This is a genomic window from Planotetraspora thailandica, from assembly GCF_016863335.1.
Lineage (GTDB): Bacteria > Actinomycetota > Actinomycetes > Streptosporangiales > Streptosporangiaceae > Planotetraspora > Planotetraspora thailandica.
Genome location: NZ_BOOR01000034.1, coordinates 65085 through 80166, shown reverse-complemented (window position 1 = coordinate 80166; position 15082 = coordinate 65085). Strand labels below are relative to the sequence as shown.

General features: G+C 66.8%; 19 protein-coding genes and 1 tRNA gene. 8 read left to right on the top strand and 12 right to left on the bottom strand.

Annotation, left to right across the window (positions count from 1 at the left end; all coding sequences use genetic code 11):
* Nucleotide 1: 1 nt before the first annotated feature.
* The 3 genes from Pth03_RS22780 to Pth03_RS22770 form a co-directional block, all read right to left on the bottom strand.
* Nucleotides 2–595 (bottom strand): hypothetical protein, encoded by a 594-nt coding sequence (locus Pth03_RS22780; RefSeq protein WP_203946375.1) that lies wholly within the window; start codon nucleotides 593–595, stop codon nucleotides 2–4.
* 125 nt (nucleotides 596–720) lie between these two features.
* A complete protein-coding gene (locus Pth03_RS22775) occupies nucleotides 721–2790 on the bottom strand; it encodes a tetratricopeptide repeat protein (RefSeq protein WP_203946374.1) in 2070 nt (689 codons plus the stop codon).
* A 150-nt stretch (nucleotides 2791–2940) separates the two neighbouring features.
* Nucleotides 2941–3240, bottom strand: a complete 300-nt coding sequence (locus Pth03_RS22770) for a hypothetical protein (protein WP_203946373.1) — start codon at nucleotides 3238–3240, stop codon at nucleotides 2941–2943.
* A gap of 177 nt (nucleotides 3241–3417) precedes the next feature.
* Here Pth03_RS22770 and wrbA point away from each other — a divergent pair, with 177 nt between their 5' ends.
* Nucleotides 3418–4029 (top strand): NAD(P)H:quinone oxidoreductase, encoded by a 612-nt coding sequence (wrbA, locus tag Pth03_RS22765; protein ID WP_203946372.1) that lies wholly within the window; start codon nucleotides 3418–3420, stop codon nucleotides 4027–4029.
* On the opposite strand, the gene Pth03_RS22760 is transcribed toward wrbA, so the two are convergent.
* Together Pth03_RS22760 and Pth03_RS22755 are read right to left on the bottom strand one after the other, a co-directional pair.
* Entirely contained in the window at nucleotides 4024–4713 is a 690-nt protein-coding gene (locus Pth03_RS22760; protein WP_203946371.1) for a maltokinase N-terminal cap-like domain-containing protein, read from the bottom strand. The two genes, wrbA and Pth03_RS22760, sit on opposite strands and share 6 nt — an antisense overlap.
* 57 nt (nucleotides 4714–4770) lie before the next feature.
* Nucleotides 4771–5568, bottom strand: coding sequence for a class I SAM-dependent methyltransferase (locus Pth03_RS22755; protein ID WP_203946370.1), 798 nt, complete (start codon nucleotides 5566–5568; stop codon nucleotides 4771–4773).
* Between the two features lie 48 nt (nucleotides 5569–5616).
* Between Pth03_RS22755 and Pth03_RS22750 the strand changes: the two genes are divergently transcribed.
* Nucleotides 5617–6201, top strand: coding sequence for a helix-turn-helix domain-containing protein (locus tag Pth03_RS22750; protein ID WP_203946369.1), 585 nt, complete (start codon nucleotides 5617–5619; stop codon nucleotides 6199–6201).
* Nucleotides 6202–6514: 313 nt separating this feature from the next.
* The gene (locus Pth03_RS22745; protein WP_203946368.1) at nucleotides 6515–7522 is read left to right on the top strand and encodes a beta-propeller fold lactonase family protein; all 1008 of its coding nucleotides are present in this window, start codon (nucleotides 6515–6517) and stop codon (nucleotides 7520–7522) included.
* Nucleotides 7523–7542: 20 nt separating this feature from the next.
* Here the strand turns inward: Pth03_RS22745 and Pth03_RS22740 are convergent, their stop codons facing one another.
* Nucleotides 7543–7683 carry a hypothetical protein gene (locus Pth03_RS22740; RefSeq protein ID WP_203946367.1) on the bottom strand — a complete coding sequence of 47 codons (141 nt, stop codon included), beginning with the start codon at nucleotides 7681–7683 and terminating at the stop codon, nucleotides 7543–7545.
* Between the two features lie 277 nt (nucleotides 7684–7960).
* Between Pth03_RS22740 and Pth03_RS22735 the strand changes: the two genes are divergently transcribed.
* Entirely contained in the window at nucleotides 7961–8791 is an 831-nt protein-coding gene (locus tag Pth03_RS22735; RefSeq protein ID WP_203946366.1) for an alpha/beta hydrolase, read from the top strand.
* Between the two features lie 36 nt (nucleotides 8792–8827).
* Here Pth03_RS22735 and Pth03_RS22730 read toward each other — a convergent pair whose 3' ends face one another.
* From Pth03_RS22730 to Pth03_RS22720, 3 genes are all read right to left on the bottom strand, one after another.
* On the bottom strand, nucleotides 8828–9925 hold the full coding sequence (locus tag Pth03_RS22730; protein WP_203946365.1) for an L-dopachrome tautomerase-related protein: 1098 nt from the start codon (nucleotides 9923–9925) through the stop codon (nucleotides 8828–8830).
* Between the two features lie 272 nt (nucleotides 9926–10197).
* Nucleotides 10198–10839, bottom strand: coding sequence for a permease-like cell division protein FtsX (locus Pth03_RS22725; RefSeq protein ID WP_203946364.1), 642 nt, complete (start codon nucleotides 10837–10839; stop codon nucleotides 10198–10200).
* Nucleotides 10836–11339, bottom strand: coding sequence for an RNA polymerase sigma factor (locus Pth03_RS22720; RefSeq protein ID WP_203946363.1), 504 nt, complete (start codon nucleotides 11337–11339; stop codon nucleotides 10836–10838). The genes Pth03_RS22725 and Pth03_RS22720 overlap by 4 nt, the downstream gene beginning before the upstream one ends.
* A gap of 412 nt (nucleotides 11340–11751) precedes the next feature.
* On the opposite strand from Pth03_RS22720, the gene Pth03_RS22715 reads away from it, so the two are divergent.
* Both Pth03_RS22715 and Pth03_RS22710 read left to right on the top strand, forming a co-directional pair.
* Nucleotides 11752–12189, top strand: coding sequence for a VOC family protein (locus tag Pth03_RS22715; protein WP_308442369.1), 438 nt, complete (start codon nucleotides 11752–11754; stop codon nucleotides 12187–12189).
* A gap of 68 nt (nucleotides 12190–12257) precedes the next feature.
* Nucleotides 12258–12704, top strand: a complete 447-nt coding sequence (locus Pth03_RS22710; protein WP_203946362.1) for a nitroreductase family deazaflavin-dependent oxidoreductase — start codon at nucleotides 12258–12260, stop codon at nucleotides 12702–12704.
* A gap of 190 nt (nucleotides 12705–12894) precedes the next feature.
* Here the strand turns inward: Pth03_RS22710 and Pth03_RS22705 are convergent, their stop codons facing one another.
* Both Pth03_RS22705 and Pth03_RS22700 read right to left on the bottom strand, forming a co-directional pair.
* A complete protein-coding gene (locus Pth03_RS22705) occupies nucleotides 12895–13263 on the bottom strand; it encodes a DUF427 domain-containing protein (RefSeq protein ID WP_203946361.1) in 369 nt (122 codons plus the stop codon).
* Between the two features lie 199 nt (nucleotides 13264–13462).
* Nucleotides 13463–14170, bottom strand: coding sequence for an SDR family oxidoreductase (locus Pth03_RS22700; RefSeq protein ID WP_203946360.1), 708 nt, complete (start codon nucleotides 14168–14170; stop codon nucleotides 13463–13465).
* A gap of 111 nt (nucleotides 14171–14281) precedes the next feature.
* Here Pth03_RS22700 and Pth03_RS22695 point away from each other — a divergent pair, with 111 nt between their 5' ends.
* Nucleotides 14282–14659, top strand: coding sequence for a MerR family transcriptional regulator (locus tag Pth03_RS22695; protein WP_203946359.1), 378 nt, complete (start codon nucleotides 14282–14284; stop codon nucleotides 14657–14659).
* Between the two features lie 107 nt (nucleotides 14660–14766).
* Nucleotides 14767–14892: a hypothetical protein gene (locus tag Pth03_RS42195; RefSeq protein ID WP_275413173.1), complete on the top strand. Its 126-nt coding sequence runs from the start codon at nucleotides 14767–14769 to the stop codon at nucleotides 14890–14892.
* 36 nt (nucleotides 14893–14928) lie between these two features.
* Here the strand turns inward: Pth03_RS42195 and Pth03_RS22690 are convergent.
* Nucleotides 14929–15017, bottom strand: a tRNA-Ser gene (locus Pth03_RS22690).
* Nucleotides 15018–15082 lie beyond the last annotated feature (65 nt).

Sequence of the window (15082 nt, the reverse complement as noted above, 5' to 3'; positions counted from 1 at the left end):
ATCAGCGTGCGATGCTGGGTTCGGGCATGTCCACAGAAACCGGACGGCGCAGGCCGTACAGTGCCAGGGCGATTCCAAACAGGGCGAACATCACGGCCCCACCGTACGGCACGAAGAGGTCCAGCAAGATCCCTGCGACCACGGCCGCGCCCCACCAGCGCACACCCTTGTCGAACAGGAAGGCCACGCCGCTTATCAGCGCGCCCAGGTACATGACGTACATCAGCGTCTCGACCATCATGACGCCCTCCGGCAAATCGCCCTTGCCGAGCAGGCCGCCCCAGACGATGGCGCTGACCGTCACCACGATGTGCATGATGGGCCCCGACGTCAGCATGACCGCGCCGACGCGACCCAGATGGCGCTCTCTGTCCCTTCTGCGCGCCCACAGGGCGATGAAGGCGATGGGGATGAGCTCGAAGTACCACTTGACGGTGAGCCCTCCGATCCACTGCTCCGGCTCCGGTCGGCCCGTCGAGTGGACGTAATCGATGAGCACGGATTGAGTCGCCATCAGCACAGCGCCCAACGTGATCGCCGCGCCCACGGCCTGGAGCGGCACGCGGGCCAGCCGGTCGATGAGATTTCGCATCATTCGCCTCTCTGGTTCGGTTGGCTCCGATGCTGGGCGCGGGCCTTCCCGGGAGGCATTGGGCGCGACTCCCGACCGGCCGGGAGATCGCAAGCGTGGTGGGGCCGCCGGAGCAGCAAGCGCTGACGCTATGGCTCTGGAGACGCGCTCTCGTCTGACCGTCCCAGCTCTCTCAGCACGTTCGCGAGGTTGTCGCGGCCGGTCAACGTACGCGGGTGTTCTTCACCGAGCACCCGGCGGCTGATCTCCAGGACCGCGCGGTGTTCGGCCTCGGCCTCCTCCAAGCGCCCCAGGCGCCCCAGCATGAGCGCGACATTGTTACGGCTGCCCAGTGTGTTGGGGTGCTCCTCACCCAGCACCCGGCGGCGTACCTGAAGGACCGCGCGGTGTTCGGCCTCGGCCTCCTCCAGCCGCCCCAGATCCCCCAAGACGACCGCGAGATTGTTGCGGCTGCCCAGCGTGTTGGGGTGCTCCTCACCCAGCACCCGGCGGCTGATCTCCAGGACCGCCCGATGCTCGGCCTCGGCCTCCTCCGACCGCCCCAGAAGCCTCAGCACGCCGGCCAGATTGCTTCGGCTGCTCAGCGTGTCGACCCACTCCTCGCCCAGCACCCGGCGGCGCGCCTGAAGGACCGCGCGGTGTTCGGCCTCGGCCTCCTCCAGCCGCCCCATATCGCCCAGCACGACCGCGAGATTGTTACGGCTGCTCAGTGTGTTGCGGTGGTCTTCACCCAAAACCCGCCGACGCAGTTGCAGCACCGCCCGATGCTCGGCTTCGGCCTCCTCCAACCGCCCGAGCAACCGCAGCACACCCGCGAGCCTGTGGCGGCCGGTCAACGTGTCCGGGTGCTCCTCACCCGACGTCTGGCGACGGAGGGCGACGGCTTTGCGCCATGCCGGCTCGGCGAGGTGGTAGCGGCCTTGACCGACGGCAGTGGACCCGAGGCCCTCGGCATCGCTCGCCCGGTAGACGTGATCGACGGCGAGCTGGAAAACCGGATCGGGGACGTGGGCCAGGGGCCCTTCAGCCTGCTGACAGGCGTCGACGAGGTAGTCGAAGACGGTGACGGCATCGGCCGCGTCCGGCGAGCGTGAAAGCAAGGCGGTCGTGGCACGCCGGGGAGAGGTCGCCCACTCCCAGGCGTCGTCTTCTGACTCGGGACGGAGACGATGACCGCCCCTGGCCTCGAGATAGCCGACGTGGAGCTCTTCGAGCAGTCCGCGAGGGACAGGGCTGGTGAATCCCGCACGGCGGCAGTCGACGGCTGCGGCGACCAGGGCGGCGCCTCTCGGGTTCACGCCCACGTCCCAGGCATCGTCATAGTCGCGCTGCAGTTCAGGCCCAGAGGCGAGGTACTCGGCGATACCGAACTTCCCGGCGTGATTCAACGCTGACGAGATACGGGCATCCCAGTCCCGGGCACGCGCACGCTCCAGTTCCCCGGCGGTGAACACGCGGGCGAGCCGGATCGGATGTGCCTGCTCCAAGGTCTCGCGTACTTCACGCCCGGCCAGCCTCGCGGCGTCGTCGCCGTCGGAGGGCTCTCGTGTCAGCCGGGCCTGTTCGGCGCTGCGCAGGGTCGCCAGGATGACCCGGTGATGGCCGCCGCCTCCGGTGATCCGTGCGATGTGCTCACGGGTCAGTCCACCGGTGCCGAGATAATGCTCGAGGTCCGACAGCCACACGACGGCCCGGCCGGCCTGCACCGCACGCTCGATGGCGGCCGGCAACGCGGCGCGGTCGTGCGGCGCGATCAAAAGGTGATCGGGAAGCGTCGCACGCATGGCCTCGAACGCGGTCCGCGACTTGCCCGCGGTGGAGTCGCCGACCAGGAGGACGAACCCCCCAGAGGCGAGCCGCTCACGTACCTCGGCGTCCGCGTCACGAGGCACGTACGCGGGTGCCTGTGTGTTCTGACCGGAGCCGTCGCTGAGTGCGATCGCCGGATGAACGCCGAGCCTGATCGGATCGTCGACCTGTGACACCTTGGGCAGCCGCCCGTCGGCCAAGACCAGGCAGCCGTCTTGGAGCTTCATCGCGGTCTCGTCATGTCGGGTCGCGATGCGCTTGTAGCGCTCCTGCCATACGCCGGAAACCGCCACCACGACGGCGGCAGCGACGGCGGCACCGCCGACCGCCCACGGATTCGTCACCTTGAACGCCGCGATGACCACCGACGCCGTTCCCAGCGCGGCCAACGACACCACAGTGATGAGTACCCGACGTTCAGCCCATCGGCCGCCGCTCATAATCCGACCTCCGCCCGTGACCGGAGATTGGCATACCGGAAAGGCGACGAAAAGCCGAACGATCCCGTTGACTCCGAACCGTCATCAGCCCGGCCGCCGCTATCCGGCGGCGAAGACCTCGTAGTGGCCGACGGTCAGCTCGCGGTCGACCAGGAAGCGGTCGTCCTGGGGATAGAAGACGGCGCGCTCGGGATCGGGGCCGGCGAAGGCCCTGACCGCGTCCCAGGAGTCCCAGATGGAGGTCAGCAGGAACTCCACCCGTTCGCCGTCGTCGCGGCGGGTGAAGGTGACACCTCGGTTGCCCGGCGTCGAGGTGTAGCCGGGGTGGCCCGTCTCCATCAAGTAGGCCGCGTAGGCGTCGGCGTCTTCGGCCCGCGTCCACCCGCGCCAGGTCCTCATGATCACTGCAAACATCCCGTCGTCGTCGACACCTGTAAACCAATTATGACGGTGTCGATGCATGGCGCAAGGGTCTGATCTCGCCTCACACTTCGAGGGGTTGTTTCGTCGTACTCCTGACAAACGCCGCAGTTCCGGCGAAACCACAGGTTGAACCCGCGAAAGCAGGAAGCCGACATGGAATCCATAAACGCCGCAATCATCTACTACAGCTCCACCGGCACCGTGCACGCCCTGGCGCGAGCCGCCGCCGAGGGGGCGGAGAAGGCCGGCGCACATGTGCGACTGCGCAAGGTGGCCGAACTGGCCCCACCGGCGGCGATCGACGCCAACCCCGCCTGGGGCCGACACCTTCAGGACACCGCCGACGTCGTCGAGGCCGGCCTCGACGACCTGGACTGGGCCGACGTGGTGCTGTTCGGCACCCCCGCCCGCTTCGGCAACCCGGCCAGCCAGCTCAGGGCGTTCATCGACACCACCAGCAGCCTGTGGCAACAGGGCAAGCTCACCGACAAGGTGTACTCGGCCTTCACCGCCAGCAGCACCGCCCACGGCGGACAGGAATCCACCATCCTGGCGCTGGGGAACACGTTCTACCACTGGGGCGGCATCATCGTGCCCCCCGGCTACACCGACCCCGTCCAGTTCAAGTCAGGCAATCCCTACGGCACCTCCCACGTGGCCGGCGAGGGCCTGCCCGACGACGTGGCCCTGGAAGCGGCCCGCCACCAGGCCCGGCGCGCCGTCGAAGCCGCCGCCGCATTCAAGGCAGGCCGCCGCAATTCATGATCTCGGCTCGGATGCGGCGTCGAGAAGGACGGCGAACATGTCCTGCGCCTTGGTGCCGTCCGGCAGAAGCCAGCCGGCGGTGACGTGTCCAAGGGCTCGCGTCTCATGGCCCCGGTTAGGTTGGAGAACGCGCCGCAGCTGGATGGTCAGTTCCCTGGTCCGCAGCCCAGGTGTCTCGGCGACCTGTACGAGGAGATCGGTGCCATGCGGCCCGTTGTTCACGGTCGTGGACTCGATCGCCGCGGTACGGCCGGCCTCCGCGGAGTAACCGGTGACCGACGGGTCGGGGGTGTCGCTCACGCTCTGGGCTTGTGCCTTGGTCTCGCCCAGGATGAGCGCGAAGAGCTGACCGACGACAACCAGGTCGTGGGCTCCGTCGTAGATCCACCGTCGTCCCAGCACCCCGTGCTCAGCGGTGCCGACGAGCGCGTGATCGGCTCCATCCAGCGGCGCCCCACGGTAGCTGAGCAGTACCTGATAGGTGACCGGTTGGTCGCCGGACCCGTCCGTCACCACCATGAACTCGATCCCGACCTCGCCTTCCGGATCGTCGAGCCGGAAACCGCCGACCTTGGCCAGTTCGGGTTCCCGCCCATCACCGAGATGCCAGGGCTGAGCAGGAAGCCATGAGGTAAGAAGCTCCAGCTTGCTGGGCGCCAGAGTCGTGTGGTGAATGACAGCCATGCCCCGACATTCTGCTATCGGCCGCGCGTACCGTGCCACCCGCAGCGGCAGCCTGACTCACTGGGTCCTGGGACGCCGGGCCAGCCAGACCGTCCGGGTGGCTCGAACTGTGAGGTCGTCGCGGTCGAGTATCTCTGCCGAGATCGCGTCGAGGGCCGCGAGGTCGCCGGCGTCGATGCGGCCCTCGAGCCCGTCCCGCATGCGCTGAAACGAGACCTGGGCATAGCGGCCGGCGGCGGCGGGCAGCGGGGCTTGCAGGGCGATGTCGAAACGCCGTTCCGCTTCGACGGTGAAGCCGGCCTTTGCCAGAAGGAGGCCCCAGTCTGCACCGATGTGCATTCCTGCCTCGGCCCGCTTCTCGGCAAGGACGGCATGGCAGCGTTCCTCCAGAGCTGCACCGGCTTCGTCCGGAAGGAAACACGGGAACGAGTCCAGCTCGATGACCGTGAACACGCCGCCCGGGCGGAGCGCAGCGAAAACCTGTGCGAGCGTGTGGTCGGGGTCGGCCATGTGGTGCAGGGAGGCGGACGCCCACGCGAGGTCGGCGGGGCCGAGGGCCGGCCACGTCTGGTCCAGGTCGGCTTGGACGGTGCGGATCCGGTCGGCGACGCCGAGCTCGTGGGCCTTGTGCTGGAGGTGCTCGAGCATCGGCTCGGAGACGTCCACCGCGACCACCTGCGCATCCGGTAGCCGCCGGGCCAGCGCCAAGGCACCGGTGCCGGTGCCCGCGCCCACGTCGATGATGAGCGGCCGATCGGGGGTCAGGGAGCTGATCCAGGTGATCAGGTCGTGGTGGTACTGGTGCAGGACGTCGGCGTCGAGGTCGAGCATTTCGGCGAGATGGGAATGTGCCATGCCGTCGACGGTACCGAAGCCTTGCGCCTCTGACATAGCATCTTGCGTATGAAGCAAGACGGTGAACTGGACGCCCTCGTACGGCAGCGCATCCGGGGATTGCGGGTGGCGCGCGGCTGGTCGCTGGACGAACTGGCGGCCCGCAGTTACTTGAGTCCGTCTACCCTGAGCCGGATCGAGACCGGCCATCGGCGAATCGCCCTCGACCAGCTGACGCCGATCGCCCGAGCGCTGGGTATCACGCTCGACCAGCTGGTGGAGTCGGACAACGACGACGACGTGGTGATCCGTCCGCACCACGACGAAGCTCGCGGCATGACCACCTGGCTGCTGTCACGAGAGGGCGCACCGCAGGGCGTGACGGTCGCAAAGTTGCGGGTGACCCGGCCGGTCCCCGCCAAGCTGCGGGTGCATCCGGGCCGGGACTGGTTCACCGTACTGTCCGGCACCGTGGTACTTCGGCTCGGTGAGCGGACGATTCTGGTTCAGACCGGCGAGGCCGCGGAGTTCTCGACGATGGTGCCGCACGCGTTCGGCGCGCACGGGGGCGCCGCTGAAATCCTGTGCATCCTCGACCACAACGGGGAGCGCACCCACCTGGGACCGGCGAGGCCACAGACCCAGGGTGAGTGATCTGGGCGGCAGCGGTCGGCGTCGACCGGCGGGTGGTCCCCGCTCACATTGTTCTGGTCAACTCCATTTCGGCCCCAGCTGACCCAACTGCCATCAAGCCGATGAACACACCAAACTACCGGCAACGAGAACGCCAGGTCGGCGCGCCACTTTCAGGGCGCGATGCCACGCAGACGTAGAACCGGGCCTGTATTCGTCGATCAGGAGGGTTGCAATGCGTACGCGGTGGATTAGAAATCTAACGGACGATCTCCGTCCGGAACTGCCCGGCGGGCGCCATGAGCGCGGGCGGCGACTCCGAATCCTGCCAGTGATGGCCGCGGCCGCCATGGCGATCGGGCTGGCGCCGATGGCAGGAGTGGCCGGGCCCGCTCTGGCCGACCAGACGCCTGGAGAGTTCGCCTACGTCAACAACAACGGCAACAGCACCGTGTCGAGGCTCAACACCGTGACCAACAGAATCGTCGACACCATCGACCTCCCCCCCAAGGCCGATACGATCGGGTCGGAGGTCACGCCGAACGGCGCCTTCTACTACGTGGCCAACGCCGGCATCGACAACGTCACGAAGATCAACACCGTGACCAACAGAATCGTCGCCACCATCCGCCTCCCCAAGAAGGCCGCTCCCAACGGAGTGGGGATCACGCCGGACAGCGCCTTCATCTACGTCACCAACAAGGGCAACGCCACCGTCTCGAAGATCAGCGTCGCCGACGACAAGGTCGTCGCCACCATCCCCGTCGGGACCGGTCCCAGGTCGGTGGCGGTCACGCCGAACGGCGCCTTCGCCTACGTCTCCAACAGCGGCAGCAACAATGTCATGAAGATCAGCGTCGCCACCAACAGAGTCGTCGACATCATCCCCGTCGGGGCCGCTCCTTTGGGGGTGAAGATCACGCCGAACGGCGCCTTCGTCTACGTCGCCAACAACCTCAGCAACTCCGTCTCGAAGATCAGCGTCGCCGACGACGAGGTCGACGAGACCATCCCCGTCGGGAAGGGTCCGACCTGGTTGTCGATCACGCCGGACAGCGCCTTCGCCTACGTCACCAACAACCTCAGCAACTCCGTCTCGAAGATCAGCGTCGCCGACGACGAGGTCAACGAGCCCATCCCCGTCGGGGCCGGTCCCAGGGGGATGTGGATCAACACCAGCGGCACCCAGGTCTACGTGGCCAATCACGACAGCGACACGGTGTCGGTGATCGATGTCGCCGACGACGAGGTCGACGAGACCATCTACTTCCCCAAGGGGGCCGGTCCCGAAGGAGTGGCGTTCGGGCACGACCCGCGCCCGAGCCCGTGCCCGTGCCCGTGAAGGTGATCAAGACTCGGAGCTCAACCTCCGGCGGCACCGTCCGGAGTAAGAGTGAGAACTTCCTTGGCATCGTCGCCACGACCAACAAGAACAAGCTCCGCAAGAAGCTGCAGAACGTCGACACCTTCGTCAATCATGCGAAGCAACGCGCTTTCAGTCATCCAGCGCTCACCAAGCGCCCGACTGCCACAGGAGCACACGCCTGACGGCTTCGCGCACGCACGAACGCCCCGGGAAACGGGCGAGTAAGAAGACCGAATAAGACCGAGAGGGCCCAGGTCGGGGAAGGAATCTCCGACCTGGGTCTCAGCGAAACCGCGGCCCGAACTGCCGCCGGCCGGGATCGCCCCCAGGCTGAGGCATCCATGTCACCGTGTACGAGACGTTCTCCACGGGCCGGTTCGGGCTGAAGATCGCAGCAGGCTAACATTCCGCGCCGTGACGCATTTGTCCGCGGAAGAGTTCCGCGAGGCCGCGCGGAGCCGCAACGGCTCCCGTCCGAAGGGACCCGACCTGCCGCATGTGGAGGATTTGGCCGGGCCTTCGGGGATACGGCTGCGGCACTACCGGCCTGCGGAGGACCCGCGCCCGCTGATGGTGTTCCTGCACGGCGGCGGATGGGTGTTCGGCGACCTGGAGACCCACGACAGGACGTGCCGGCGGCTGGCCGCGATGTGCGACGTCGAGGTACTGGCGGTCGACTACCGGCTGGCCCCCGAGCATCCCTTCCCCACCGCGATCGACGACGCCGCCGAGGTGTTGCGCCGGTACGAGCCGGTGGCCGTGGCGGGCGACAGCGCGGGAGGTTACCTGGCCACCATGGCCTGCCTGCGGCTGCGGGACGAGGGCCGCCGGCCGCCCGCCGTACAGGTGTTGCTGTGCCCCAACACCGACCTGACGCTCTCGCTGCCGAGTGTGGTCGAGAAGGGGACCGGTCACGGGCTCGACGCCGACGTGCTGACCTGGTTCGTCGAGCAGTGGGTGCCCGACCCGGCGGCGCGGCGGGAGGCCAGCCCGCTGCATCAGCCCGACCTGTCAGGGCTGATCTCCGCTCTGGTGGTGACCGCCGAGCACGACGCGCTGCGCGACGAGGGCGACGCCTACGCCGCCCGCCTGGCCGACGCCGGGGTCGAGGTCACCCACCGCTGCGAGCCCCACCTCGTGCACGGGTTCATCCAGGGAATGGATCTGACCAGTGCCGACGCGGCGGCGGCGCACGAGCGGATCTTCGCCGACGTGCGCAGGCTGGTCGCCGCCGCCACGGCCTGAGCGCTGCCGCGCACCGGCATGTACCTGTCGGCGTGGTCAGGCAGCGCCCGTCAGGCGGACCGGGCGGGAGCCGACGTGAACCCGGATGACCTGGTACGGCGGCACCCGTGCGTCGATCCCGTTGTTGAACAGCGGGCTTCGCGGCAGCTGGTTCACGCTGACATAGAGGAAACCGTCGCTCGCGAGCGCCAGGGTGTCCGGCCACAGCAGGGCCGGGGCGTGCAGGATCGTCGACCAGCTACCGTCGGCGTCTCGTTTGACGACCGCGCTGTGCTCGTAGGCGGTGGCATACAGGGCACCGTCGGCGTCGGATTCCAGCCCGTCCGACGCGCCTTTGTCTCCCCAGTCCACGATCGTGGCCGCCACCTGCTCGTCGTCCAGTGAGCGGTCGATCAGGGCGTCGGTCTCCACGCTGTACAGACGTCTGCTGGACAACGGACAGTAGAACAGGCGAGCGCCGTCCGGACTGAAAGCGATGCCATCCACGCCGACCTGGTAGTTCTCCCGGACGACACCTTGCACGATCGCGCGGAACCCCTTGGATGCCGCGGTGGTCACATGGCCCCGAAGCCGCGCCCAGCTTTCCCCGGAGCCCAGGTCGACCACGATCAAGGCCCCTTCGGACTGGCAGTCGGTGATGTACGCGTAGCCGCCCGAGCCTCGCGAGAAGTCGAAACGTACGTCGTTGAGGTAGGTCGTGGGAGTGGTCACGGCCGGATCCAGCCGGAGGATACGGACGACTTGGTCTGTGGCCGGGTCGACCTCGACCAGCTTCGGCCCATTCTCCAGCCACGGCTCGAAGGCGAGGCTTCCCGTGTCGAGCAACCACACATGTCCAGTCGGGTCGGTAATGACGCTTTGCACCGACACCAGTGTCTCCGCGGTGGTTTCCGGGCTCCATTCGTTGAGCTCACGGTGGGGATAGGGCACCGGTTCCCCATCCACGACCTCGGCAACGGTGTAGGGCACGTCATCGCCCCACCTCGGGAAGGAGACGAAGAGGCGCCCACCGTCGGTCATGGTCACGCCAGTCGGCATGAGGGCGTCGAACTCGGCTACGACCTCGTAGTCGGTACCCACCCAGCTACCGAGCGGGGAGGCGACAGTAGCGGGAGAAGAAGTCTTGGAGGACATCGTCCTCCCCTTCCTCAAGGCGAATCAGCAGTACGGACTGCGGCTTGCCGCCAACGATTTCAGTGTCCCAGACGACGTTCGTCGTGCAGCGCCGGGTGTCGACCTCCGCGAGAGATCGTTTCTGCAGCCGAACAACTTGCACGTCATGAACTGCGGAAATACCTCAATCAGCGGGACGGACAGGGAAGATCATCCCGCGCATGTCCCGCACATCAACAACGTTGGCTCCATGCCATCCGTGCGGGCCAGGAGTTCCACGTCTTCACTGGTCTTTAGCATGGAGAGCCGCATCTCTGGTCGACGACGTTGGCGACCCCGGGCATACGCCTCGCCGTTTCGATCACTGGGCCCCAGTCCGCGCCGGGCTTCATGGTGATCCGGAACGATTCAGACATGTCCCCGATCTTGACCATCCCTAGCATTTCCGAGTGCCCGCCACTCTTCAGGACATTCTTTCGGAATCTGTCATATAGGGCAGCTTTGTCCTCGAACGTGAGACTCTCTACCCCCGGCATCGTGGTCAGCGTCTTGTCGACGTTCTCTTTCTCCTGATCGGTGATGGCCGTGCCGCCCCCAGTCGGATTCTCCGTGTTGCCTCCGCACGCGGGCCACGGGTCATCCTGCTTGCACAGGAAGACAGTGATCACTGGTTCCTCCGTGCCTACCAGAAGCATCTGTTGCAGACTCGCCGCACTAACGCTTTGATCGTTTGACGGGGCGAGGGCCAACACGACAGCGGCCACGACGCTGGCGAGCACCACAGGAACGGCGATGGCCACAAACCGCAGCCGAAGGGAGGAAACTCGCCGGCGAGGAGTGGCGAAGGCGCGGGCGAGGTCGGACTCGAAGCGGCGCTGGTAGGCATCCTCGGTGTCGGGGCGCAGGGACACGATCAAGTCGTCAAGGTCGTTCATGACTGCTCCTGGAAGGTGGGGCGGGTCCGGTCGAGCGTCTCGGCCAGGCGGCGACGGGCGCGGTGCAGGCGGACGTTGAACGTGCGAGCCGAGCAGCCTGCGATCTTCGCGGCCTCGGCTGGTCCGAGGCCATACCAACTGGCCAGGAGCACGGCCTCGGCATCACGCTCGGACAGCTCCGCGAGCGCGTTCAGCGCCGCCTGCCGTTCGGCAACCTGCTCGGCCACATCGGCGGCCGGGGCGATTTCGGCGAGTCGCTCAACCAGGGTCTGCCTGCGCAACAGGGACCGGCGTTGCGTCCGCACCAAGTTCCGGGCCACGCCGAGCAGCCACGGCAGCGGCGGCTCAGGCACGCGGTCGATTTTCCGCCAAGCGATCAGGAAGGTCTCGCTGGTGATCTCCTCAGCCGTCTGTTGTTCGGCTCGCAGCAGCACGTAGCTGAGCACGCTGCGGTAGTGCCCCTTGTACAGCGCGGTGAGTTGCGCTTCGGAATCGTCCACACCTGGTAATGACCTCTACAGCTCTCCGATTACCGCCCGGGAGGGGTTCATATGGCATGGCTCTATCGCCCTCGTGGCGTTACATATCTCTGGCCGTCAAATCATCACCTTGAGAGTCAGTCGGCCGGTCCCGTTCTCCCGCATTTTCGGGGGTACGCAACCATCTCGTGGTGATGGTCCCTCCGTGGAGGGCCAAGGCGCCGGCCCCCAGCAGTGCTTGCCGCTCGGACCATCGCGATTGGTACGGGTCATGGCTGACCCGGTGCCGGGACCGGCGGGTCCGGTGGCCCCGTCCTTGTTGTTGGCCGGGGTGGTGCCGAAAAACGATGGCCGAGGATGTCGAGAACGTGACGCCGGCTCCGTCCCCGGGGCACGAGCGGCCACGAGGGGCCGTGCGACACAGGAGGAAATCGTGACGATTCACCGGATGGATCACGTCGGCTTCGTGGTGGAGGATCTCGCGGCGGCGATCGCGTTCTTCGTCGAATTGGGCCTGGAGTTGGAGGGCGAGACCACGGTCGAGGGTGCCTGGGTGGACCAGCTCGTCGGGCTGGAGGGCGTGCGATCGGACATTGCTGTCGTGCGGACCCCGGACGGCCAGGGCCGGGTCGAGCTGTCGACGTTCCATCGGCCGGTGGCCACCAGCAGTGCGCCGTGGGAGCCGGTGAACACCCCGGGCATCCCTCGGCTCACGTTCGTCGTCGACGCAGTCGAGGATGTCCTCGACCGGCTGCGCGGCCACGGCGCCGAGCTCGTGGGCGAGCTGGCGCAGTACGAGGATTACTGCCGGTACTGCTACGTCCGCGGCCCCGCCGGCGTAATCATCGGGCTGGTCGAGGAACTCCGCTGAACGACGCTCCGTGCGTCCGCGTGATAGATCACCGACCATTACCATCCGCATCGAAAAGGACCGCCGCCATGGCCGCCGCTGATGATCTCGACCGTGCCACCGACTCGAAGTGGGACTGGGTCGCCGAGCAGACCCGGACGTATCTGGCCTCGGGCGGAACCGAGGGACACGAGTCGGACGGCGTGTACACACTCGTGCTCGCCACGACCGGACGCAGGACCGGCGAGCCGCGTCGCACTTGCCTGATCTACGGCACCTCGGGGGACGACTTCGTCGTCGTCGCCTCCAAGGGCGGCGCAGACGAGGATCCAGAGTGGTTCAAGAACCTCCAGTCGGACCTGAGCGTCGGCGTGCAGGCCGGCACCCGCCGGTTCACCGCCCGCGCCCGGGTCGCGTCCCCGGCCGAGCGCGAGCCCCTCTGGGCCCAGATGGTGAACATCTTCCCGCTGTACGCCGAATACGCGCAGAAGACCGACCGCGTGATCCCGATCGTCCTGCTCACTCCACAGGACTGACTCAAGTCATCTCCGGCCTGCGGTCCATGACCCTGAATTCGAACGTTCGCGACGTGTCCTGCTCTCAACGCGCTGTCGTCGGCAGACCCGGTCGGCCGGCCAGACCACGCGACTCGCGGCAGAAGCGGATGTTCGGCGCCGTCAGGGCGGACAGTCTGTTGCGTGTGGCGGCGATCGAAACCCGCGACGCTTACGCGGTCTGCCCGTTCACCTCGAGCGTGACGCCTGGCTTCTCGGCCCAGAAAGCAAGCAATCCGGCGATCTCCTCCACCCTCGAGAACGGCTCCGGGTAGGACCAGACCACGTCCTCGGCCACACCGTCACCGATCTGAACCGACCAGTAGACGGCGTCGCCCTTGAACGGGCAGTGCGACGTCGTTGTCGATGATCTGAGCAGGTCCATCTTCACGTCCGCCGGCGGCAGGTAGTACCGCGGTGGACAGCCCGTCTCGGTGAGCAGGACCGGCCGGGAGGAGGTCGCGACGACCACGTCCTTGACCCGCACCACGACCTGATCCGATACAGGCGTGACCTCGATGTCATGTCCTCGTGTCTTCATAGAACGATCCAATCAAACGTCTCCCCGCGCGCCGCCGGCGGAACACCTCCCGGCATGACCGCGCGACCAACGGCATGAGAGGGCGACGGTCCCTGGGCCGTGGCGAAATGCGGTCGGATTGTTGTGACCGTTGCGGTCGGGCGTCGGGAGTCGGGCGTGGTGGCCGGTTCCGGCGGGCAGTCGCGCGATCATCTGACCGTCAGCCGACTGTGGTGGTTGAGTAGAAGGCGCTCGGGTCTGCGGCGAGTGACGCCTTGACGTGGGCGCTCCACTCGTCGGCGACGACTTCCAGTTTGCCGGCCTCGATACCGTCGAGGGCGGCGCGGACGACCTCGGCGGGGTCGATCTTGTCGCCGTCGTAGCCGGCCATCATGTCGGTGTCGGCGCTGCCAAGGTGCAGGCCGGTCACGAGGGTGCCCTGGTCGGCCAGTTCGATCCGGATTCCGTTGGTCAGGCTCCAGGCGGCTGCCTTCGCCGCGCCGTAGGCGTTGGCTCCGTCGTAGGAGAACCACGACATTGCGGATAGGACGTTGAGGATCGTCCCGCCGCCGTTACCGCCGAGCACTGGCGCGAAGGCCCGGACCATGCTGAGTGTGCCGTAGAAGTGGGTGTCCATCTCCGACCGAATCTTGCTCAGGTCGCCGGCGATCAGGTTGGTCCAGGTGGAGATCCCAGCGTTGTTGATCAGCAGGTTGACGTCGGACGCTGCCGTCGCCGCGGCCTCGACCGACTGCGGTTCGGTGATGTCCAGTCGGAGTTTCTCGACGCCGGGTGTGTCGATTCGTTCCGGGTTGCGGGCCGTGGCGTATACCTTCGCCGCGCCTCGCTCCAGCAGTTGTCGGGTGAAGTGCTGGCCGATGCCACGGTTGGCGCCGGTGACGAGCGCGATCGAACCGGAGATCCGCATGATTGCCTCCAGGCAGGTTGAGTGAAGGTCCGTACGCAGGGCTACGCTAGAACCTGACGTTGACGTGAGAGACAAGTCGTGTTGCCAACGTCATAAACCAGGGAGAGGGCCGTGCGAATCGGTGAACTCGCCACGAAGACGGGCGTGTCAGTACGAGCCCTGCGTTACTACGAGGAACAGGCACTCCTGATCCCGGTACGCAGCAGCGGCGGCCAGCGCCACTACCCCGACAGCGCGATCGACCGGGTGCACCTAATCCAGATGCTGTACGCCGCCGGCCTGTCCAGCAGGACCATCCTCGACCTGCTTCCCTGCGTCGATGCGAAGGTCAACACCCCGCAGTCCCGCGCCCTCATACGCGCCGAACGCGGCCGCATAGACCAACAGATCACCCGACTCACACAGGCCAGAGACCGACTCGACGCGGTCATCGCCTTCAGCGAAAGCCCGGCCAGCGGCTGCACCCGGATGGACACCACACCGCAGTAGCCGCCACAGCGGGCCCAGGCGAACACAGGCCCGCGCCAACAACGGACGTTGTAGCGAGGTGCATCGATCAACTCATTGCATCCGCTCACGCCCGAACCCACGCCATCATGCTCATCACCGACCTCGACGTCCGGATCGTCGCGGCCACCACCGGAGAACTCCTCCGCGAGCTGACCATCGACCCCAGCCGCGACTACCAACCCCAGGACAAGCAAAAACCCCCGAACCCGTAGGTTCGAGGGTTTCCAATGTCCCGAGACATCACAGAGCGGAGAGCGTGGGATTCGAACCCACGAGACCGGTCACCCGGCCTAGCGGTTTTCAAGACCGCCGCCATCGTCCACTAGGCGAGCTCTCCTCATTGACGCCCGGTAAAGGCGTCATGGTGCACCTTACTCTCTCACCTCACCCGAAGCGCCCGCG